Origin of the sequence: Zobellia laminariae, from assembly GCF_030553095.1 — a bacterium.
GTDB lineage: Bacteria > Bacteroidota > Bacteroidia > Flavobacteriales > Flavobacteriaceae > Zobellia > Zobellia laminariae.
Genome location: NZ_CP130738.1, coordinates 1,087,579 through 1,109,880, shown reverse-complemented (window position 1 = coordinate 1,109,880; position 22,302 = coordinate 1,087,579). Strand labels below are relative to the sequence as shown.

The 22,302-nt window shown below is 37.1% G+C and carries 22 protein-coding genes; 8 read left to right on the top strand and 14 right to left on the bottom strand.

Annotated elements, in window-relative coordinates; all coding sequences use genetic code 11:
* Positions 1-93: 93 nt before the first annotated feature.
* From Q5W13_RS05375 to Q5W13_RS24645, 13 genes are all read right to left on the bottom strand, one after another.
* Positions 94-1,089, bottom strand: a complete 996-nt coding sequence (locus tag Q5W13_RS05375; RefSeq protein WP_304445611.1) for an acyltransferase family protein — start codon at positions 1,087-1,089, stop codon at positions 94-96.
* Positions 1,090-2,679 carry a hypothetical protein gene (locus tag Q5W13_RS05370; RefSeq protein ID WP_304445610.1) on the bottom strand — a complete coding sequence of 530 codons (1,590 nt, stop codon included), beginning with the start codon at positions 2,677-2,679 and terminating at the stop codon, positions 1,090-1,092.
* Between the two features lie 42 nt (positions 2,680-2,721).
* Positions 2,722-3,066, bottom strand: coding sequence for a polysaccharide biosynthesis C-terminal domain-containing protein (locus tag Q5W13_RS05365; protein ID WP_304445609.1), 345 nt, complete (start codon positions 3,064-3,066; stop codon positions 2,722-2,724).
* A 63-nt stretch (positions 3,067-3,129) separates the two neighbouring features.
* Positions 3,130-4,101 carry a polysaccharide biosynthesis protein gene (locus Q5W13_RS05360; RefSeq protein WP_304445608.1) on the bottom strand — a complete coding sequence of 324 codons (972 nt, stop codon included), beginning with the start codon at positions 4,099-4,101 and terminating at the stop codon, positions 3,130-3,132.
* 74 nt (positions 4,102-4,175) lie between these two features.
* On the bottom strand, positions 4,176-4,490 hold the full coding sequence (locus tag Q5W13_RS05355; protein ID WP_304445607.1) for a tyrosine-protein kinase family protein: 315 nt from the start codon (positions 4,488-4,490) through the stop codon (positions 4,176-4,178).
* 95 nt (positions 4,491-4,585) lie between these two features.
* A complete protein-coding gene (locus Q5W13_RS05350) occupies positions 4,586-6,457 on the bottom strand; it encodes a GumC family protein (protein WP_304445606.1) in 1,872 nt (623 codons plus the stop codon).
* Positions 6,458-6,920: 463 nt separating this feature from the next.
* Positions 6,921-7,580, bottom strand: a complete 660-nt coding sequence (locus Q5W13_RS05345; RefSeq protein WP_304445605.1) for a sugar transferase — start codon at positions 7,578-7,580, stop codon at positions 6,921-6,923.
* Positions 7,571-8,275, bottom strand: coding sequence for a nucleoside-diphosphate sugar epimerase/dehydratase (locus Q5W13_RS05340; protein ID WP_304445604.1), 705 nt, complete (start codon positions 8,273-8,275; stop codon positions 7,571-7,573). Before Q5W13_RS05340 ends, Q5W13_RS05345 begins: the two co-directional genes overlap by 10 nt.
* Before the next feature lie 754 nt (positions 8,276-9,029).
* Positions 9,030-9,161 (bottom strand): hypothetical protein, encoded by a 132-nt coding sequence (locus Q5W13_RS05335; RefSeq protein WP_262886101.1) that lies wholly within the window; start codon positions 9,159-9,161, stop codon positions 9,030-9,032.
* Positions 9,162-9,169: 8 nt separating this feature from the next.
* Positions 9,170-9,646, bottom strand: coding sequence for a hypothetical protein (locus tag Q5W13_RS05330; RefSeq protein ID WP_304445603.1), 477 nt, complete (start codon positions 9,644-9,646; stop codon positions 9,170-9,172).
* Positions 9,647-9,687: 41 nt separating this feature from the next.
* Entirely contained in the window at positions 9,688-10,506 is an 819-nt protein-coding gene (locus Q5W13_RS05325; RefSeq protein WP_304445602.1) for an SDR family NAD(P)-dependent oxidoreductase, read from the bottom strand.
* A gap of 44 nt (positions 10,507-10,550) precedes the next feature.
* Positions 10,551-10,907 (bottom strand): SDR family oxidoreductase, encoded by a 357-nt coding sequence (locus Q5W13_RS24650; protein ID WP_368662438.1) that lies wholly within the window; start codon positions 10,905-10,907, stop codon positions 10,551-10,553.
* Positions 10,904-11,368 (bottom strand): SDR family NAD(P)-dependent oxidoreductase, encoded by a 465-nt coding sequence (locus tag Q5W13_RS24645; RefSeq protein WP_368662437.1) that lies wholly within the window; start codon positions 11,366-11,368, stop codon positions 10,904-10,906. Before Q5W13_RS24645 ends, Q5W13_RS24650 begins: the two co-directional genes overlap by 4 nt.
* A gap of 242 nt (positions 11,369-11,610) precedes the next feature.
* Between Q5W13_RS24645 and Q5W13_RS05315 the strand changes: the two genes are divergently transcribed.
* The 8 genes from Q5W13_RS05315 (at position 11,611) to Q5W13_RS05280 (ending at position 21,640) form a co-directional block, all read left to right on the top strand.
* A complete protein-coding gene (locus Q5W13_RS05315; protein WP_368662436.1) occupies positions 11,611-12,123 on the top strand; it encodes a peroxiredoxin-like family protein in 513 nt (170 codons plus the stop codon).
* Positions 12,124-12,296: 173 nt separating this feature from the next.
* Positions 12,297-12,740, top strand: coding sequence for a hypothetical protein (locus tag Q5W13_RS05310; protein ID WP_304445601.1), 444 nt, complete (start codon positions 12,297-12,299; stop codon positions 12,738-12,740).
* Positions 12,741-13,496 (top strand): alpha/beta fold hydrolase, encoded by a 756-nt coding sequence (locus tag Q5W13_RS05305; protein WP_304445600.1) that lies wholly within the window; start codon positions 12,741-12,743, stop codon positions 13,494-13,496.
* Between the two features lie 156 nt (positions 13,497-13,652).
* Entirely contained in the window at positions 13,653-17,777 is a 4,125-nt protein-coding gene (locus Q5W13_RS05300; RefSeq protein WP_304445599.1) for a translocation/assembly module TamB domain-containing protein, read from the top strand.
* Positions 17,774-18,661, top strand: a complete 888-nt coding sequence (locus Q5W13_RS05295) for a translocation/assembly module TamB domain-containing protein (RefSeq protein WP_368662548.1) — start codon at positions 17,774-17,776, stop codon at positions 18,659-18,661. The genes Q5W13_RS05300 and Q5W13_RS05295 overlap by 4 nt, the downstream gene beginning before the upstream one ends.
* A 1-nt stretch (position 18,662) precedes the next feature.
* Positions 18,663-18,929: a hypothetical protein gene (locus tag Q5W13_RS05290; protein ID WP_304445598.1), complete on the top strand. Its 267-nt coding sequence runs from the start codon at positions 18,663-18,665 to the stop codon at positions 18,927-18,929.
* Between the two features lie 45 nt (positions 18,930-18,974).
* On the top strand, positions 18,975-20,984 hold the full coding sequence (gene tamL / locus Q5W13_RS05285; protein ID WP_497582266.1) for a translocation and assembly module lipoprotein TamL: 2,010 nt from the start codon (positions 18,975-18,977) through the stop codon (positions 20,982-20,984).
* 215 nt (positions 20,985-21,199) lie between these two features.
* The gene (locus Q5W13_RS05280) at positions 21,200-21,640 is read left to right on the top strand and encodes a BLUF domain-containing protein (protein WP_304445596.1); all 441 of its coding nucleotides are present in this window, start codon (positions 21,200-21,202) and stop codon (positions 21,638-21,640) included.
* Between the two features lie 89 nt (positions 21,641-21,729).
* On the opposite strand, the gene Q5W13_RS05275 is transcribed toward Q5W13_RS05280, so the two are convergent.
* A complete protein-coding gene (locus tag Q5W13_RS05275) occupies positions 21,730-22,230 on the bottom strand; it encodes a Dps family protein (RefSeq protein WP_155598174.1) in 501 nt (166 codons plus the stop codon).
* Between the last annotated feature and the right edge of the window lie 72 nt (positions 22,231-22,302).

Below are 22,302 nucleotides of genomic sequence, written 5' to 3'. Positions count from 1 at the left end.
TATTTTTTAAAGTTTCAGCTAATTGGAGCTAAATCCTTTTGCTTTTTTTGTAAAGTTGATTCGTTTGGTCAGAAAGAATTACATTTTTTGTTTTTATGCTAATTTGTTTTTTAGGTTGGTTATTTCCAGAAGTTTAGCAACAGCTAATGATCCTGAAAAGACAATAATTACAATTGCCATTGATAAAATAGTTTTAGTATAGGCTGGTAAATTGATAAGGAAATCGTCAAGGCTCCATAAATCAAGTCCTTTTTGTAGAAGGATAATAATAAGAGGATTAGAGACGAAAATAATTAGTGTATTACCTCCTATGAAAAATATAATATTGTTTAGTTTTTTCGGGACTCTAATGGGGTCTGCTTGTAATATGGATGTACAGAACAAAATAGAGGAGAAAAGAACCCCTAGAGTAATATATTCAAAATAGGTTAGGTTGATTTTCATCATACAGTAGAATTCTATAGCAATGAAAATAGGGGCGTAAATAAAAAAGAAGGGTATTGTTTTTATATGATTATTGGCTAAAGCAATACCTAGAAATACATAGGGTAACCAAAATATAAATGGTCTTTGCCCTAGTTTTTTGATGGTTAATGGGATACTTTCAAAAAAGTAATTCCAAATGATATAAATAGCCAATACGCATATTAAAGTGAGAATACGCATTAGTTTTACATCATATATTTTTTTGATGATAGGGAAAAGGATTAAGAGCTGAAAAAGGATGATGAAGAAGTATTGTCCTGACCAACCATAACCTGAAAAATATTTAGTAAAAAGGTCTTTTATAGTAAGCTGGCCCCAATCAACTTCAATAAAAAAATAAAGTAAAGACCATATAAGAAAAACTCGGAATAAATGTATAAAACGCTTTAGCAGGTATTCCTTCCTTTCATCAGTAGGTTTTTTACTCAATGACTTTTCGAAAAAATAAGCCCAAACTAAAATGAAACTTGGCACTGAGATTCTGAAGATGTCACTAAGGTAAATTAGAATAGACGAATCTTCTAAGATAAATGCACTGTGTATAAATACTACCCCAAAAATAGAGATGCATTTTAGTAAGTCTGCATTTATATTTCGTTTCATTTATAGATTATTTTGAGGTTGATTGGTGTTCAATGCGTTGTTTTTTGATTCTTCAAGGTTAAATAACTTGATTGCAAGTTTCACCAGATGAAATAGGATTAGATAGGTAATAACTCCTTGCAAAAAACCTCTCAATAAAAATGAAATATCAGAGGAAACTCCATTTGCATTTCTAAACATACCTAAGAATAAGAATACGTTTATTAGGGCGAATGGAGCATACTTTATACCCTGCCTAGTATGCAGAATATAACTGTTGAGTACTTTGAAGACTAAATAAAAGGCAAAGAACTGAATTAGAAAGTACCAATGTCCAAATGTGGCAAGACCATCACCAACATGACTGGTTACGATAAAACTCTTAAACCCTGGTTTGTACAAAAAATCACCCCGAGAAAACTCCATTTTACTTTTGTCTATGCTAACTCCAAAAATTCCGAGTACAGGGGTTGGGAAAAGAACTATTATGTTTTCCTTAAATAATTTTTGCATTTCTTTATTTCCATAACCTCTTTTTTCAGCATAGTATAAGGTCTCGTCGGTAATACGCATATTAGCGTATCGCTGAAGCATAAAATTATCTACATAATATTCTGTCCACCCCTGTTGATATGATTTAAGTTTCTCGTCTCGCCTATCTTTTGTAGCCTTTAAGCGCTTCATAAGCGCTTCATCTTGAACCGTCTCTATAGTTTTTTGGAATAACTCTAGTTTGTCAATATCATCCCTCACATTACGAGTATGAAGCATGGCCAAAGAGACTTTGGATAAAAGACTTAATACCAACAATAGAAATATGACGGCAACCAACATTTTGGTAGGGGAGATATAAGAAGTAAGCTTAAGGTTGTTCAGAACAAGAAAGAGAAAAAATAAGATAAAAACGGTAGCAATGGGCATGATAATACTTTCCCTACTGTTAGAGGCAATATTGATTATAAAAATAATTCCGGCATAAATAAATAGTGCTTTTTGATTTTCATATTTTAATTTCAATAAGGAGGGAAAAAACAAGCATAAAGGAGCATACATGAGGTAATCTAAACCTATTAAAAATTTACCGCCTACGTCTCCATATTCTACATCGCCAGCACTAAAATTATAAATACGAATGACAAAACCAATGGCTCCCATTCCCCAAAGTATGGCTGGGGTAATTTCAAAAAAGCCAACTCTATCAAGACTTCGTTGTATAAAGTTATTTTTCTTCTTACTTATTTTTTCAGGATTTCTACAAGCCAAGTAAAAGGCCAAAGAGGAAACTAAAAACAATAAAATCTCGTACAGGAAGGTTTCATAGGGTCGCTCAAAACCAAATGTAATGGGCTTGCCTTCAATAATAGTGGCTAGTAACGGCAAAAACCGGTACATAAACATAGAAAGGTACATGAGAAAGGCAAAGGGGTAGTATCTAATGTATGCTTCTTTTAAAAAATAGGTAAACACTCCGTAAGCAATAACCGCCATAACACAGCCATAAAAATTGGCCAGACTGGGAAAGAAAATCATTTCGCCCACAACCGCAAGAACCAATGCTATAAGCATGCCTCTTTTTAGTTGTTTTAGAATATGTACGTTCTCTTTGCTCATATTACTGTTTTCACCTTTTTCTATGAAAAGGGGTATTTTGTTTTACACTTTCGCTCTAATACTTTGTAATTTATGTCTTGCTTGAACCCCAAGAGTTTGTAGGTCTTCCAAACCGTGGGTGTATAATTCTTTTAAGGACATGCGCATAAGTTTGCAACCTTCTGGCATAACCAATACTACTAAAATGAGGTCTAAAGAAATAGCACCCATAGCCGCCCCGGTCAACCCAAATTGACGGGAAAGCAGGTAAGAAAGTCCTACAGAAACTACAGCACCTATAAGACCGTATAACCCCATTTTACGAGGTTCGTTTACAGCCCTAAAGACCATTTCTGCCGTATACCACAATGCGTTCAATAACATGCCAGAAATAAAGAGGTACCACATGGTTTTAGGTACTTCTAGTTCATGGTTGGTCCATACGCCATAAAACCATAGGCCAAAGAGTGCTTATAAGACAAAACCAACTGCAGACAGCATAAAAACACCAAGTATAGATAGTCTAAAAATTTTCTGTGCGGTTTTCCAATCACCCTTTCCTATTTGATTGATAAGTTCCGGGAATACTGTGGGTTCTACCATGTATAAGAGTTGGTTGAGCGAACGACTTAATGTTCTAACTGTATTGTAAATGGCCACAGCTTCTGGTCCAAGCACAATCCTGACCACAAAGGTGGTGCCCTGAAAGTATAGAATTTGCCAGAGGGGTAACATCAAATAGCTTAGGCCTTTGGTGGTAATACTCTTTAAAATGATTGGGTCTTTTTGACCGCTATAAATCTTAAATAGCCCAATAACTTGTCGCCCTTTGATCCAATAGAGAACCATAAAGATTAACATGACCAACAATTGTGAAATGGCAAATTCTACAATACCGTAGCCCAACAATAAAACCAATAGTCCTGCGCCCAAATTTGCGGCTGCTTTAAATGTGAGTAAATTAATGCTCAATGCCGCTCTTTCCGCTGCGCGATAATAGGCTTCTATCAACTGTAGATAGAAGGTCAATAATTGTGAGAAGATAAGAATGGAGACGGCTAGTATAGCCTCTTTGCTGTCGATCAACGACTTATCAAAAACATGAAAATAATCTAATGTAAATATGGCCACTGTGCTTATCAGCATGGCCACAAGAACCATAATAGAAATAATATAGACCCCAGTTTTGCTAATGTTGGCCGCTTCCTGTTTTTGGTTGGCTGCATAGCTCAGTACAAAACTATTTGCAGCGGCAGAACCAAAGCCCAAGTTAGAGAAGGCAATAACACTAGGTATAATGGTAAGCGTTAGCCACTCTCCATAATACGCCGCACCCCATGCCGAAATAAAGAACGGCACCAGAAACAATTGCTCCAACACCCGAACTCCTTTTTGGAAAACGGAAGCCAGCCCATTGCTAAGAACCCTCTTTTTTAATGACATTTGGTTGGTTTAAATGATTTATACATCAACTATACTATTTCAATATTTAGGTTTACACCATATTGATGATTGTTCTATTTACGTTTGTTCTTGCCATAGCCATACCCGTATGTTTGGGTAGCATTGGTATCGTTTAGTAAGACCATAGTATTCTTTAGCTTACCATCTTTATAAATGCCTTCTATAGTGCTTAAGCTTTCTTTTTTGGTCACATCTTTACGAACCACATATATGGTGCTATCTATATAAGGATTTAGTGCAAAGGCATCTGAAATAAGACCTATAGGCGGCGTATCTATAATAATCCGATCATATTGTGCCGTAAGTGTAGCCATTAATACTTCTATGCGTTTGCTAAGCATAAGCGGGCCAACTTGGTTGACATCCATTCCAGAACCAATAAGGGATAGATTGGGTATGGTAGGGTGGTTTTGAATAATATCGTTAACCGCTAACTCCCCTTTTACAATAAAGTCCGTAATTCCTATGAATTGGGGAGGTCAAAGTTTTTCATTAACTGAGGCTCTCTCAAGTCAAAAGCCAAAGCCACTACTTTCTCCCCGTTTATGGCTAGGGTAGTGGCAAGGTTAGAGGCAATAAAGGTTTTACCCTCGCCTTTAACCGTTGAGGTCACTAATAATGTTTGGTTTTTTGATGTCTTCTTTAGATAGTCCAGATTAAATTGAAGCAGTCTAAAGAGTTCGGACATGGGCGACTGATAGCTGCTTTCCGTAATTAACACACTATCTTCTTTATTCTTGGCAATCTCTCCTAAATATGGTGTAGAAATGTGCTCTGTAATATCTTCGGCAGTGGTTACCTTATTGTTCATGGCTTCTCTGGCCTGAACAAATGAAAACGGTAAGAATACACCAACCAATAGACCGGCCAAGTAAAATAATTTTTTGTTTGGGCTTACAGGAAAACGCCCTGCTTTTGGTAAACTAACAATTCGTGTAGAGGATACCGGAGCTGCTAATGATAGCACTTCTTCTTCTCGTTTTTGCAGTAAGTATAAATACAGGCCCTCTTTGGTACTCTTATCACGGCTAATATCTACCAATTGGCGCTCCATGGCAGGTACTTTGGCAATCTGAGCCTGATATTTATTAGCATTGGCCTGCAGGTTGTTCTGTGAAATCATTAAACGGTTTTTACCGCTTCTAACATTTTCTAAAATAGCTTTGCTAAGCTCTCTTAGCGTTCGGTCTAGATTTACAATAATAGGGTTGGCGCTAGAAGCAGATTGTGACATCTTTCCTTTTTCCAGTAAAGTCTCGTTGTACTGATCAATAATATTACTCAAAGAAAGGTCGCTAGCACTAAGTGACCCTGGTATTGGGGTGTCTAGATTGCCCTTTATTAAATATGCTTCAATAGCGTTGTACACATTAATATTTGTCTGATAATCGGCAATCAGCTTCTTATAGTCATTGGCTTGGGCAATGTAAAGATCTGCGTTGCCAGAAACACTTGTAGGGTCATTTTTGGTCTTGAATTCCTCTACATTTTTTTCTACGCCTTCAAGCTCTCCTGATAATAGCTTTAGGCGGTTGTCAATCATTTTGATGGTATTTTCCGCTAGCTCATTTTCGTACTTAATTTTTTCCTCAACATAGGTTTCTATAAGACCGGAAACCACGTCTTCTCCCTTTTTTTGATTGGTAGATAAAAATCGTATGCCCAAAAGATTTCCCGTAGTGTTGATTAATTCAACGCTTAATTTGGAAAGAAAATCATCTATAACCCTATCCGTCTTGCGAATTACAAAATATAAGGGTTTACCTATATCTTCATATTTACTTTCTTCTTTTGCGGCAATAGTAAATGTGCCAAAAGGAGCGGTTACAATATCGCCAAAAGTATGTGTGCTTTTGTATTCTTGCTCTTCAAAAGAAGTCTCTAATTCAAATTGATTATCATCTAACAGATTAATTTGAATAGGAAGGTTGTATTCTAAATCTGTAGCGGTCTCATCTACCAATACCTCTACTGGTACATCTTCGCCATAAATCTCTACATCACGAATTCTACCGTCTATATAAAAATTGATGTTAAGTGAACGGTCAGATATTACTTTCTCCATAATACCGGTAGAGCGTATGATACCAATTTCGTCTTCTATGTTGTAAGAGTTTTTAAGGAGGCCTAAATCTTTAATGCTTTCCGCTTTTGCAGTGCCTTGTCCTGTATCGTTGCCTTTTACCAAAATAGTACTGGTTACTTCATACTCGGTTTCAGCTCTATATCTTAGATACATAAAAACGAAAGCCAGACTTAAAATAACCCCAATGATAAAAAGAGGGAGGTATTTAAGATATTTTGAGAGGATTTTACTAATGTTCATTTGTTCCATCTGATAAAATTGGTTTAATGCAACGCTTCAAGTTGATTTGATAAATAAAGAGACTTATGATTGGTTTGCCCCATCTTTTGGTTGTTGTGATTTAAACTAGCTATGCAGTTTAAATCTACAGGTAAAACCGCGTAACCCTTTTTATAAAGCTGGTTTGCGTTATGGGTCATAGTTTGGTTGGTTTATTCTCGTTGTTCGTAATTATAAATTTTGTCATCTATAGTTGTATTTCTTGCGCCTAACTACTCAAAGTAAAGTTATTTTTTAACTATCTAAAACTTTTGGAAGCCTTTTAAAAACCAAGGCGGAGCTGTTCATTGCTAATCTGTTTATTTCTTGTCTAACCTATTGAATTAATGTAAATTACAACCTCTTAAAAATTCTAAAAACGAATTTGAAAACCCTTATATTAAGAATATGAGATTTAACATTTACCCTATTTCTGTAGGCTTATTTTATTTAGCTAATATGCATTTTCCTCTCCACGAATGGCATTGATAACTGTTTGAACTATAATCTTAATATCTAGCCAAAGCGTCCATTTTTCTACATAAAAAATATCTAGTTTGGTACGGTTTAGAATGTCTTTCTTTTCACCAACTTCACCACGGTATCCTTTTATTTGAGCAAGTCCGGTAATACCAGGTTTAACAAAATGACGCACCAAATATTTATCTACGGATACTTCGTAATCCTCTGTATGCAGCTCCATATGTGGTCTAGGGCCAACAACACTCATTTCACCTAGAAACACATTTATAAATTGTGGTAACTCATCTATACTGGTTTTGCGAATAATCCTGCCTACTCGGGTTACACGCATATCGCCTTTAGTGGCCATTTTAGTATCAGCATCGGTAGAGGGGGCCATAGATCGGAATTTGTAACACCAAAAGGTTTTACGTTTTAGACCGTGTCTTTTTTGTTTAAAGTAGAGGTTGCCCGGAGATTCCCATTTAATGAGAACGTACATTATTGGTGTCAGCCAAGAGAGCACAGTAATGATAACCAAGGAAGAGAAGAAAATGTCAAAAGTTCGTTTTACTACACGTGCAAAAAGGGTGTCCAATGGCACTCTTCTAAGGTTTAGTACAGGCACGGTTTCATAGAGTTCTATGAACATTCCCCTAAATAAATTTCTTTATTATCCGGTATAATTTTTACACGGATAAGATTGTTATCGGCAAAATCTATAAGGTTACGAAGTTCCTTACTATTAAATTTAGAGGCAACACAATAAATCTCATCTATATTGTTTTCTAAAATATAGAGAAAGCAGTCCATAACAGGCCCAAGGAAAGTAGGGCTTTTAGATTTTTTATCGTCAAAGTATCCCATGTACCGATAACCCAGTTCAGAATCATCAAATACTTTTCTGATTTTCTTTAGGTTTTTGTCTCGGCCAATAACTACCACCTTAACAGAGTTACCGCCCCACATACGGTATTTTCTTCGTAACCAGAAGAAGATAACTCGGTAGGCCGTAAGCGCCACACATATCATGAGGTAGATGAACAATTGCTGTTCTAGAGATTTATAGATTCTTCCGGTAATGCCAAATAAAGCAAAGTACGCAAGACCATAAATCAAATAAAGCTGAATAACTTTATGGATATTGGTGAAGAAACCTTCTTTACGTTTTCTGGTATAATAACTTAGTCCATAGGTTATAAGCAACCAAGAGATATTATAATGTAGAATGTAGTAAATGTGAGTGTAGGTTTCCGGAGTTAAAAAATAGAGAAAACTGTTTATGATTAACAGATGTACTGCTATTGATACAGGGATAATCCAGTCTGAGTTCTTGAAGTTTTTCATTTCCCTATTTCTGATGATCATTTATAACCAAATATTCGGTAGAATTTAAAGCCGCGATTTGCGGTCCATACCAGATATTTTTGAAATATAGCTGTTGTAAGATTTCCCTTAATGTTATCGTCATGGTAACAATAAATTTATTCAGGTTTACTAATCTTTTTACATCTTATTACATAAGATATTCTCGAGCTTTAGGGGGAGGTTTTTATTTGCGATCGCAAATATATGATTTCGGGTAGTACAGCCAAACTTATAAGTGTTATTTAACCATTATAAAATATGCGCAAAACTATTTTTTAATCACCTAATGTTAGAGGAGTGCAATGGGGGCAGTGCTTACGGGAAATTAGTTGACCGTTAATTTTTATTGAAATAAATTTTAACCTTTCTCCCTGATTATATGAGGATTAAATTTGAATTCAATTTTTTAAAATTGAATACGAAGTGCATTGCGAAGTGGCAATTGCAAATGTTTGGATTTAAAGCGCAAATTTTTAATAATTTCTTAGAAAACAAGGTTTTAAAATGCTGTTTTGGAAAAGAGTAGCATAGAGGAACTTTTTTTGGGAATTTTTTTAAAAAATATATGGACAAAATAAAAGGGAGCGTTCCCCAACGCTCCCTTTCCGAGTTATTATAATAACCATCTCTATGTTGAGATAGATATTCAACCTACTTATGAGTTACAAATTTCTAAAAATCTTACAAACGGCTTTGATTCAAAAGGAATCATAATTGACTCATTTGGGAATTTCTAATTAATAACATAGCCCAATAACCAATACAAAATAATGAATACAAAGATTCCGCCAATGCAACCGCATTTGCCACCTCCTATTTTCTTTGCGCCCCAACCGGCCAAAATTGCTTTCAGAATATTTTTCATAGACGTGTTTATTGCGTTTTTATAGGTCCTGTTTTATACTTGGTATTATAATCCATTTTTAGGCTTTGGATGTTGTTATTTAAATCTTCTGCCTGAGATTGGAGTAAGGCACTTGTGGTCTTAGGCAAACTATCAAAGGCCAACAGATTTTGATAATGTAAAACCAAGTTTTGCTCATTGGCAGTAAGTAAAACATTTACTTCCAAGTCCGATAAGTTCTTTTCCAACAGCTGTTTTTCAACTGACTCAAAGATAGGGGTATCCGTCTGAATAGAATTCGGCACTTTGTTTTGGGTGACCGAGTGATATTCGTCTGCTAGTATTTTCTCAAAATCCTTTTCTTCAAAATGGCGTTTCTTGAAATAGGTCTGCCATGTGGGATACCGGTCCGATTGTACTAGCGTACCATATGTTCGCTCGCAAGCGTGTGCTTGCGCTATAAGTTCATTAAGTGCATTTTCCCATGCGGTTCGTTCTCTTTCCATGTTTTTAGATTTAAAGGTTCTACGTTCGTTTTAGCTATTAATCACCCGAAAGCAGATTCTACAGCACCACCATCTATACGTACGTTGGTTCCGTTTACATAACTGGCATGTTCAGAACATAAGAAAGCTACAACGGCAGCAACCTCTTCTGGTTTTCCTCTACGTTCCATAGCAATATGTGGTCTCTTATTTTTTACGAACCATTCTACAGCTTCTTTAACGGAGATATCTTTTTCCTTGGCCAAATCTTCCATCATAGCATCTGTCATAGGAGTTTCAATGTAAGCGGGCGATATACAGTTGAATAATAGATTCTCTTTGGAATAGGCTCTAGACAAACATTTTGAAAGGTTTATAATAGCTGCTTTACAGGCATTATATGGACTTTCATCTACATAAGGCTGAAAAGCATTTTCACTGGCTACCATAACCATACGACCCCATTTTAGTTTTTGCATTTGTGGTACAAAGGCACGTGCCACACGAACGGCGCCCATCAAGTCAACTTGTATAGTTTTCATCCAATCGTCATCGGTCAGCTCTAAAAAATCGCCAGCTGCGCCTCTTGCTCCGGCCGAGTGAAAAACTATATGTGCGCCTCCAAATTCGGTTTCTACCTTTTTTGCCAAATCCAAAACCTCTTGGTTCTTAGAAATGTCAGCAGCAATACCCATTACTTTGGCGCCGTCTTTGGCATCCTTTTCAACTTGCTTTACGGCAGCTTTTAAATCCTTGCCATTCTCTCTATCCGATAAGATGATATTTACACCTTCTCTCGCTAAGAATTTAGCAGTTTCTATTCCTAATCCTGAATCTCCTCCTGTTATGAGTGCTGTTTTTCCTTTTATATTTAAATCCATTATAATCGTTTTTAATTTGTACTTATTTAATTCAATTTTTTATACTATCCGTTTGTGGTAAAACCAGGATAGCATGTCATTCCACCATCCACGAAGATGGTAGTTCCGTTTATGTATTCCGATTCGTCCGAAGCCAACCAACTGGCCACACTACCAATATCCTCTGGTACACCAATCTGTTTGTAGGGTATAAGTTTTAGCATGTTCTCTCTGCCTTCTTTGGTACTCCAAACATCTTTATTGATATCTGTTTTAATGGCACCGGGAGCAATGCTGTTACATCTAATTTTATGGGGAGCGTAAGCTTGGCAGATACTCTCCATTAACATTAATAGCCCTCCTTTTGACGCTGCATAATTTGCATGCCCCGCCCATGGGATTTCTTCATGTACAGAACTCATATGAATAATTTTTCCCAGGAGTTGGAGACGTCCTTACGCATACCTCTGCGCATGAACTCAATAATAGCTTCCTTGGCACATAAGAACTGCCCCGTAAGGTTTACATCTATTACTTTTTTCCAAGCGTCTAACGGCATTTCGTGCAATGGATGGTCTATCTGTAGACCTGCATTGGGAACGCAGACATCTACAGTCCCAAAATGGTTAATAGTCTTTTTAAAAAGCTCTTTTACATCTTCTTCTTTACTAACATCACCATGCAGAACTATAGCTTCACCAGATGTTGAATTCTTATTGATCTCATCCGCTACTTCTTCTGCCGCTTCTTTGGAGCTTCTATAGTTCACTACAATATTGGCGCCTTCGGCACCTAGGGCTTTTGCAACGGCGGCACCTATGCCATTGCTAGAACCCGTTATAATACAGGTTTGATTTTCGAGTCTATTATTCGGTTTTTGCATTTCTTATGTAATTAGGTGATAAAGTTACATTGGTAAATTCTGAAAGGATTGTCCGATACATAAAATTCATAGCTCAATGCAATTAGTGGGTAAAGTGATTATAGTCAGGTGGTTCACTTTTGTTTTAACGACATTAATTTTCGCTATCAAGTCTATATAAGGAATTTGGTTGCCCTTAATTTGTGTGAGCGATGATAATTGCTATCCTCGCCTTAAAAATAAAATGAAGAACAAAATATAGAATGATGATAAAACCTAAAACGGAAGTATCCCAATTAGATCTCCCTCTTATAAATGATGCCAGATGGAATTTGGCCGCTCAGAAAAGTGAAACATTTACCATCCTTGTTTTTTACAGAGGATTGCATTGTCCAGTTTGCAAGAATTATTTAGAAGAGCTAGCGAAGAAATTAAAGGATTTCACAGACAGAGGAGCACATGTTGTTGCCATTAGCAGCGATAGTGAAGAGCGTGCTAAAAAAGCAGGTAAAGAGTGGGATGTTCCCGGATTGCCAATAGCCTATGGACTACCTATTGAGGAAGCTCGCAATTGGGGACTATTTGTTTCTAAAGGAATAAAAGATTCAGAGCCAGATATGTTTTCTGAACCCGGAGTTTTCTTGGTAAGACCAGATAATACTTTATACGCTAGTGCAATACAGACTATGCCATTTGCTAGGCCTAATTGGAAAGATATTCTGAATGCCATTGATTATATAGAAAAGAACGATTATCCAGCAAGAGGAGGAGAATAGGTTTTAAAACCTGACAGTTTAAGATTTTATTAGTGCAAATAATCTCAATATGACAATAGGCACATTCAATCCTATATCTAGTTTCTAAACTAGGAATGTATTTCGTAACTTTAGGTAGGAGGGCTACTACATTCCCTTTTGTAAGGCAGAGAACCTACTAAATTATAAGGCTTATGGAACTGGATTATAAAAATTATCGGAAAGTAAAAATCTATTTTAACAAGGTCTGTAGGGCTTTGACTAATCTTGAAAAACTACAGGAAAGGTCATCACTGTCCTTTGGAAATGCCCTAATGGTATCACGAGTAAAGGAAATGCAATTAGTGCAGGCGCAATTGGTCAGTTTTTTTATAGATCCCAATTTAAAATTGCCGTACGTACCAGCTTCCCGTTGTAAGGCCTTAACAACTTGGTATATGAATGATAAACTGTTCTCCTGTAGAAATTTGAGTTCTTTTAACGCCATGTTGATAAAAGAGGATGAAAAGGCGCTGAAAGAGGTAGAATACATTACTAAAGATCTGTTTTTATCTTCCGCTTTAAAAACGCTGTTTGAAGAACACAGAGAAAGATTAAAAAAACTTAGAATTACTAAAGACATATTAAACGAATTGTAAATGGACGAATACACAGGGTTGAAATACGAGAGAATAGGTGAAGGAAAGAAGACCATTGTGTTTGTACATTATTTTGGAGGTGATGCCGGAAGTTGGAAATGGCTGGCCAAAAGACTACGTAAAAAATATACCTGCATCATGCTAAACTTACCAGGTTTTGGAGGTACAAGGCCTCTTGCAGAACCTTCTATTTACGGCATGGCACAGTATATAAATGTCTGTATTGATGAGTTAAAATTAAAGGACTATATACTTTGCGGGCATTCTATGGGCGCTAAACTGGTGCTTTACGCCGCTCAGATTAAAAATGCTAATTTACCCAGTAAATTAATGTTGATAGCCCCATCGCCACCTACGGTAGAAAACATGCCTGATGAGGAACGTAAGCGCATGTTGAATCACCCAGATAGAGCTGAAGCTGCAAATACGGTTTATAATGGTACTAAGAAGAAATTAGGTAAGAAAAAGTTGCTATACGCCGTCAATTCTCAATTACGAATAGAAGAGACCACTTGGAAATGGTGGTTGAACGTGGGCATGAAAAATAACATTGCCGAACGTATTAAGGGTCTGGATATTCCAACAGACGTTATTTTCTCTAATGACGACCCAGTAATATCTACAGATGCCATTTATAATGAGGTACTTCCTAATCTTAGCAGCCCTTCCTCCGTGGCGTTAAGCAGAGTAGGGCACTTAATTCCTATGGAAGCACCGCGAAAACTGGCTAGAATCATCAAAAAAATTAACAAATAAGACTTCTCTAAGTAGCTATACGGCGTAATTTACATATCGCAATATGGGCCCTAATCACTGCAAAGGGCAGATATCGTCAACATCAAAAGCAAATAAGTTAATATATGATTGTTAAAAGTGTAGAAATCATGCGCTTATTACTGATCTTTGCCCTTTATGCAAAAGGAGAAAAGAAAAAATAGGGGATTACGGCGCTTAGGACGAGTTTCCTTTGTGGTCCTACTTATATTTCTTTGTCTGGTGCTTTTTATAAGAAGCCAATGGGGACAGGATATAATAGTTGGTAAGATTACCAATTACGTTTCTCAAAAGACAAATACAAAGGTTGAGATAGACCGTCTGTTTCTTACTTTTTCAGGCAATGTTTTCTTAGAGGGATTGTATCTGGAAGATACCAAAGGCGATACGCTTATCTATTCTAAAAATTTAGAAGTCAACTTACTGCTAACACCTTTAATTTTTGGTAATGAGCTGAGCTTAAAGTCCGCTGCTTGGGAAGGGCTTCGTGCACATATTAAAAGAGAAGAGGCATCGGAAGATTTTAATTTCACTTTTTTGGTCGATGCTTTTGCATCTGCAGATACTACCACAACTACAACAGATACAGCGCCTATGCAAATTAGTATTGGCGAACTAGATTTCAAAGATTTTAAGATTGACTATGACGACCAATTCTTAGGTATTGACAGTCACATTCAGCTTGGTGAGTTGGTATTGGATGCCGATGAAACTGATTTGGATAAACTAAGGTTTGAATTAGATGAACTGAAATTATCAAACACAGAGATCTTCTATAAACAGACCAAGCCTTTTGTATCCGAAGATGCTACAGAAAGTACTATGCCGTATTTTGCAGTAAATAATCTGCAGCTTCTAAATGTAAAAGCGGACTATAATTCGGTTCCTGATGCTATTACTGCCCAGCTAAATCTTCAGGATTTTGAATTGGAATTGCCAAAAGCAGATTTGGCAACGAATGATATAGAGGTAGAGAAAATTGCTCTAAAAGGCTCTTCAATCTCCTTGCAGCTTCCTTCAGCTACGGAAACGGTAGATTCAACCGCAGTACAACTACCCGATACTGCTTTTAAGTGGCCTAAATTTTTGGTGAGTGCAGATAAAATCGATTTTCAAGAGAATACGATTGCTTATGTCATGGGAACGGCACAGCCGGGAAAAGGGAAGTTTAATGCGAATGCTATTTCACTTTCTGATTTTAAACTTCAGGCGAATGATGTAAACTATCAGCCTAAAAAAGTGAAAATAAATCTCAAAGTTCTTTCCTTTTCAGAAGAAAGTGGAATTGCGCTAAAAAACTTGACATTCAATGCCAATGTAGATGATACCTCTGCTGCACTGGAAGAACTGCAATTGCTCGTAAACGAAAGTTCTTTGGCAGGACAAATGACATTGAATTATCCATCAGTAGAAAAATTGATGGATGCACCAGAGAAGACCCAAGTAGACATCAAACTAAAAGAGGTATACCTCAATTTAAATGATGCATTCACTTTACAACCTGAACTTGCGGAAAACACTTATTTGCAGGCAGCTTCAAAGCATTCGGTTCAAGGAGATGTTTCAGCACAGGGTACTTTACAGAAAATTGACATAAAAAATATAGATTTAAACTGGGGCGAAACCACGCGGTTTGCTGCCCAAGGAAACCTACAAAATGTAACGCAGCCAGATTCGTTGTACTTCAACTTTGACACCATTAAACTGAATACCGTTAAGGAGGATGTAGCGCAATTTGTTTCTGAACAGGAATTGGGTATCGCGCTACCAAAGACCATTATTCTTAATGCTCAGGCAAAAGGAAGGGTAGATGACCTAAGTGCCTCAGCAGAATTAATTATTCCCGAGGGCGCTATTACGGCGAATGGTACTTACCAAGATGGTAATGAGATGCGTTTTGATGGAAATATAAAAGTAGACAGCCTTCAAATTAATAAACTGTTGAACAATCCGGAATTGGGCGTTGTTTCATTTACTATGGATGCTTCTGGGGGTGGTGACATCAATAATTTAGATGCAAAAATTAAAACAGATTTCACCCAACTCATACTAAGTAATTATGATTTTTCAGCCTTAAAGCTGGAAGGTGATATTGAAAATGGAAAAGGGGTGGTTGACCTCTCTTTCAAAGATGATAACCTTAATTTTATTGCCAAAACCAATGTTGTTTTAGATTCGCTAAGCTCAAAACTAGATTTAGATTTGAATGTTATTGGCGCTGACCTTTATGCTTTGGGCGTTACAAAGGAGCGTATAAAGGCGGGGCTTCAACTTAATGCAAAATATAGCGGGAATGCCGAAGCTTACCAGATAGATGCCCAGATAAAAAACGGGGTGGCGGTCTACGATAATGAGCAGTACCAAATGGGCCCGGTGAATCTAAAATCGGCTATAGATAAAGCTAATACAGATGTTACGGTAAATAGTAATTTCTTAGTAGGGAGCTTAAAATCTAATGCTCCGCCAAAAGCATTGACCGACGCGCTAACCCGTCAATTTGAAAATTACTTTAAAGAGGCTACAGAAGAGGTAATAGCACCAGACTCGGTACAGCTTAAAATGAATTTGAAATTGTCTCCAACGCCTTTCCTTACAGAAGTGTTTTTACGAGATGTGGACCGCTTGGATTCGGTTTTGGTAGAGGCAGATTTTAATGCCCTCACTAAGAAGTTGAATGCTAATTTACATGTGCCGGCCATTTCATATCAAGGTAGCTCTATAGATAGTTTGAATGCAAAAGTAACGGGCAATGCTACCAACCTAAATTTCACGGCAGGTTTTGCAGGTCTTGTATCAGACCCCATTCATATTAAAAGAACTTATATTGAGGGCGACCTGAAGAACAAAAAGCTATTTCTAGATTTTGTAGCTATGGATGATAGTGTGGCTATTGCAAAAGTCTCTTCCCAACTTACCCTTTCAAAAGATACAACGCTTATTCATATAGACCCGTCTAATTTGGTTTTGAACAAGAAAGAATGGTCCGTTCCAGAGGATAATCAGATTGCTATAGGGGAACAATTATTGCGATTGAAGAATATGAAATTTACGCGCAATGAACAGTCGCTAACCATCAGCGACCAATTGCCTAATCAGGAAAAAGAGCATATTGGAATTGTTTTCGATAATTTTAAACTACAAACTTTCTTAGGGTTTTTAAATCCAGATGAAACTTTAGCATCCGGTTTGGTAAAGGGAGATTTAATTATAGAGAATCCTTTTGGTGCAACAGGCTTGGTGGCAGATTTTAAAATCAATTCCTTGGAGGCGTTACAAAATCCTTTGGGTAATCTTACTCTAAAGGCAAATTCTACCGGTAACGCTGCATATGACTTTAACCTGGCCTTAAAAGATGGTGGAGCAGACTTGGACTTAAAAGGGGATTATGCCGCGGCGGAAACAGGAGCTAAACTCAATTTAGACCTTGATCTGAACCGCATAGAACTAAAAACGCTGGAAGCTTTTACAGAAGGAATTATCAAAGATGCTCACGGGGCGTTATCGGGAAAAGTAAATGTTTCCGGTACCACGGCTTCGCCCGAGTACAATGGAACTATAAACTTTACCGGTGTAGATTTTAATTTGGCTGAGGTAAATTCTGTTTTTAAAGTGACGGATGAACAACTAAAACTAGATACTAACGGCGTGTATTTTGATAGTTTTGAAATCACGGATGCAGATGGTAGCGATTTTACGGTGCAAGGTGCTGTACTCACAAAAGACTTTTTAAACCCTTCGTTTGATTTAAAGTTGATAGCGGAGAACTTCCGGGTGTTGAACTCCACGAAAGAAGATAATGAACTGTATTACGGTACGGCCAGTTTGGATGCAGACTTAAAAGTAGAAGGAGATTTGGACCTTCCTAAAATAAGTGGCAAACTGCGTGTCCGGAAAATTACGGACGTTACCTATGTAGTGCCAGAATCGCAATTAGATGTTGAGGAACGGGATGGCGTGGTACTTTTTGTAAACCGTGAGAACCCAGATGCTATTTTAACAAAAAACGACCAAGAAGAAACACCTTCGCTTTTAAAAGGAATGGATATTAGAGCGGTGTTGGAAATTGCCGAAGATGCAGATTTTCATGTAATTATAGATGAACGCACTGGAGATAATCTACAAATTTCCGGTGATGCGGCCCTGAACCTAAATGTTGAGCCCAACGGCAGGATAAACCTCTCCGGAAGGTATGAGTTGAAATCTGGACATTATGAAACCAATCTGTACAATCTTGTAAAACGGCGCTTTGAAATAAAACCATAGGTAGTACCATAACATGGCAGGGAGACCCTACTGATGCTAAACTAGATGTAACTGCGGTCTATAATATAGAAACATCTGCAGAGTCTTTAATGTCTTCCGTTACTTCTAGTGAGGATGCAAGTGTAAGTTCAAAATATAATGAGGTGTTGCCTTTTATTGTATATCTCAATGTGGATGGCGAGCTTATGCAGCCAGAGCTATCCTTTGGATTGGATATGCCTGAAGATGAACAGGGAGCCTTAAGTGGGGCCGTTTATGGACGTGTTCAACAATTAAACGCACAAGAAGCAGAACTGAACAAGCAGGTCTTTTCGCTGTTGGCTTTGAGTAGGTTTTATCCGGATTCTGGTAGTGACGGTAGCTCGGGAGGAACAGCGGCAATTGCTAGGGATAACGTTAATAAGGTGCTTTCTGGTGAACTCAATTCATTCTCCGATAAAGTTTTTGGTAACACTGGTGTTGAGGTAGGTTTTGATTTAGACAGCTTTACAGATTACCAAGGTGATAGTCCGGAAGATAGGACCCAATTGAACATTAGCGCAAAGAAAAAATTGTTTGATGATCGTTTGGTCGTAAGTGCGGGTAGTGCGGTAGATGTTGAAGGTAGCGCGCAATCAGAAGATGAAGCGACACCTATAATTGGGAACGTAAGTTTGGAATACTCGCTTACCAAAGATGGTAGATATCGCCTACGCGGATTTCGTAAGAGTGAATATGAAAATATTATTGACGGTCAGTTAATAGTGACCGGAATGGCAGTTATTTTTAATAGGGAATTTAATAAATTCAGTCAGTTGTTCAACCCCGTTAAAAAGGATTCCGATAAAAAAGGAAAGAAAAAGGAAGCGGATAAAGAGGAGAATCAACCAAAGGAAGACAAGTAATATGAAGTTGAGAACAACATCTATTTTTCGAGTTTTTATACTCCTCTGTTTAACGATTCAGTATGCGTGTAGCGTTGGAAAGTATATACCTGAGGACGAAATTTTGTTTAGCGGCACGGAAATTAAAGTAGATTCTGAAGAGGAAAAACGGGCATTGAAACCAGTGGAACAAGAGTTGGAAACTCTGATTACCCCAGCCCCTAATTCAGATGTTTTAGGAATGCGCTTGGGACTTTATTACCATTATAAGGCACAGAAGAAAAAATAAGGTTTTCTCAATAAATGGCTGAATAAAAAGTTTGGTGAAGAGCCGGTGTATTTAAGTGATGTAAATACAGACCGTATGGAAGAGTTAATGCTAAACCGTCTTGATAATCGTGGGTTTTTCTACAGTAAAGTTACTTCGGAAATAGATAGTACTAAAAAGTTCGCTTCGGTTACCTATAAGGCTGAGTTGGCAAAGCCCTATACTCTACAGGAATGGAAAATTGATAAGGATAGTCTGCCTATTTATGACCAAATAGAAACGGCAATGATCGGCACAAAGTTAAAGGCTGGTGAACGTTTTGATTTGGAATTATTGAAGTACGAGCGCGAGCGAATAGATACGCATCTTAAAAGCCAAGGATATTATAATTTTAATCCGGACTTTCTCATTTTTGAGGCAGATACCAATCGCTATGATAATAGAAAATTCGACTTGTTTCTTCGGTTGAAAAAAGGAACGCCAAAGAAATCTATTGTTCCATATAGTATTGATTCTATTGCGGTCTACCCTAATTACTCCATTGAAAATGATAGCCTGCCTCAGCCTTCTGCAATTACCGAGGAAAACGGTATTTATTTTATTCAAGACGAGGAGTTTTTTAAACCTAAAAGATTAGAACCTTACATACTTTTTGAAAAAGGAGGGCTGTACAATTCAGAAACTGCGCGGCTTACAAGTAACCGGTTAGCTGCCTTGGGTAGTTATAAGTTTGTGAACATTAGGTTTAATGAAACAGATACCACCAATATTGAAGATAAAGGTTCGTTAAATGCAGATATCTTTTTATCGCCTTTAACAAAAAGGTCTATCCGTACGGAACTACAGGTCTTAACGAAATCCAATGGGTACGCAGGGCCGGGAATATCTGCAACGTATAACAATCGTAATATATTTAACGGAGGAGAAACGTTTAGTCTAACAGGAGATTTTTCTTATGAAAGTCAAATCTCTGGTGGTGATGATGCCGGACAAACCAGTATTGCAGGTGGACTGACGGCCAATTTATTGCTACCTAGGTTAGTACCTTTTTCACCAAGTAGATTTAACTATTCCGTTCCCAAGACAAAAATAAGTTTGGGAGGCGATATTTTACTAAGGAGCGATTATTATACGCTCACCTCTTTCAATACTTCTTTTGGGTATACATGGAAGGCAAACAAGTTTGTTTATCACGAATTGAATCCTATTAGTATTACGTATGTGAACCTAGCTGATACTACAGAAGAGTTTGAGGCTATTTTAGATGAAAACTCCTATTTGAGGAGTAGTTTTGAACAACAGTTTATTGCCGGTATCAATTATACATTCACTTACAATGAATTGGTAGATGATAATAAAGACCGGCCCCTTTATGTATCTACAAGTTTAGATATTGCTGGTAATACCTTAAACTTATTAAGCGGAGGAAAGAGTTCCGTTTTTGGATTGGAATATGCCCAATACGCCAAGGCAGATATAGATTTTAGGTACTATTTGAAATGGGGAAAGGAAAGTGCTCTAGTAAGTAGATTATACGCAGGCTGGGGTATTCCTTACGGTAATTCTGCAACATTGCCTTTTGTGAAACAATTCTATTCTGGTGGGCCATACAGTGTTCGTGCATTTGAAATTAGGTCTTTGGGGCCTTATACTTTTGTTAGTGATGAAGATAGTACCAGTTCTTACTATGATCAATCTGGTAACCTAAGGTTAGAGGCTAATCTAGAATATCGTTTTCCTATTTGGTCTTATCTAAAAGGAGCATTTTTTGTAGACGCGGGTAATGTTTGGTTAACTAGCGAAGTAGAAATAGACGAAGATGATGATGAAGATAGTATTGCATTGAGTGAGGAGTTAATGTCAAAAGGAACCTTCGGTTCGGATTGGATGAAAGAGCTGGGCATAGGGGTTGGTTTTGGGCTTCGTGTAGATATACAGAGTTTTGTAATCCGGTTTGATCTAGCTTCGCCATTACAAGTCCCTTACAATGATGATGATGAACGATTACGAACCCCTTTCTTTGGCGGTGGGAGCGGTAATCTGGTCTTTAATTTTGCTATTGGTTACCCTTTTTAAACGGTGAATATGCTACTTCAGCCTGAAAATTACGGGGTTTTTATAGGTTACTAGGTGAAAATAATAGCAAATAAACTTTACTTTTGCTATCTTATTAAAATCTTTCTTTCATACTGCATGTTTCAGTTGCAGAAGAGTAAAGATAAAGCTGAATTTTAATGATTGCTTTGCGCTATATAAAATGATAAACGCAAGCAGTAACACTTCCTTCTATATTGATACATACCCTAACTTACGAGTCAAAAGCAATTAAAGAATTGACTATTAAAGATGTAGAAGCTATTCTGGCCACTGCTAAATTATTTAATAGTCAGAATGATATAACGGGCTGTCTTATTTTTTATAAAAGAAGATTCATTCAGATTTTAGAAGGTGAAAAGGAAAAAGTTCAAGACCTATATGAAAAGGTCAAAAACGATAAACGGCATAAACAGGTTTATCTCTTGTCAGAAGGACCTATTGAAGAGCGTAATTTCCCAAACTGGGGAATGGTTTATTATCCCATAGATGACAACGAAGCAAATAAGAATGAGTACGAGCAGTTTAAAAGGAACTTGTTATTATTGGCAGATTTAACGGTGCATTCCAATCAAACCGCAATTCTCTTTTGGAAACGCATGAAATTGTTAATTACCACACCACCAGATCATATATAAACCGGGTAGAATACTTTGTTTCACGGAATAAAAAGCATAAAAAAAACGGCAATAAAATTGCCGTTTTTTGTTTGTACAGTTCTTTACAGTTAATCAAATTGCTTTAATGATGCTCTTAACATCCAAGCCATTTGCTCATGAGCTTGTAAAATACCTGTTATAAAATCCGCAGTACCTTCATCATTATGAGCTTCTGCGTTGTCTCCAATACTTTCTCTAATAAACTTAATTACTTTATCGTGGTCCTTTAGTAAGGCGGTCATAAAGCTTGCACTGTCTGTTTGATCAGGCTTGTTCTCTTCAAGATGAGACAATTCCAAAAATTCTTTTAGAGTACCCGGAGAATAGAACCCCAGCATACGGATACGCTCCGCTACTTCATCAATAAATGTTTCCAATTTTCCGTACTCTTCCTCAAAGAAAACGTGCTTGGTATGAAAATCTATACCTTCTACGTTCCAGTGTGCGTTACGTGTCTTTGTGTATAATAAAAACTCGTCGGCCAATAATTGGCGTAACATTTTTACTACTGCTTCACGATTTGACTTCTTTATGCCTATCTCGGCTTTTTGGGCTTCTTTAACCTCCATGATATTTTGTTTTTTAGATTCATATGCAAGTTACGGCCGAACTTCTCCTTAGGTTAACCTGAAAAATTTATT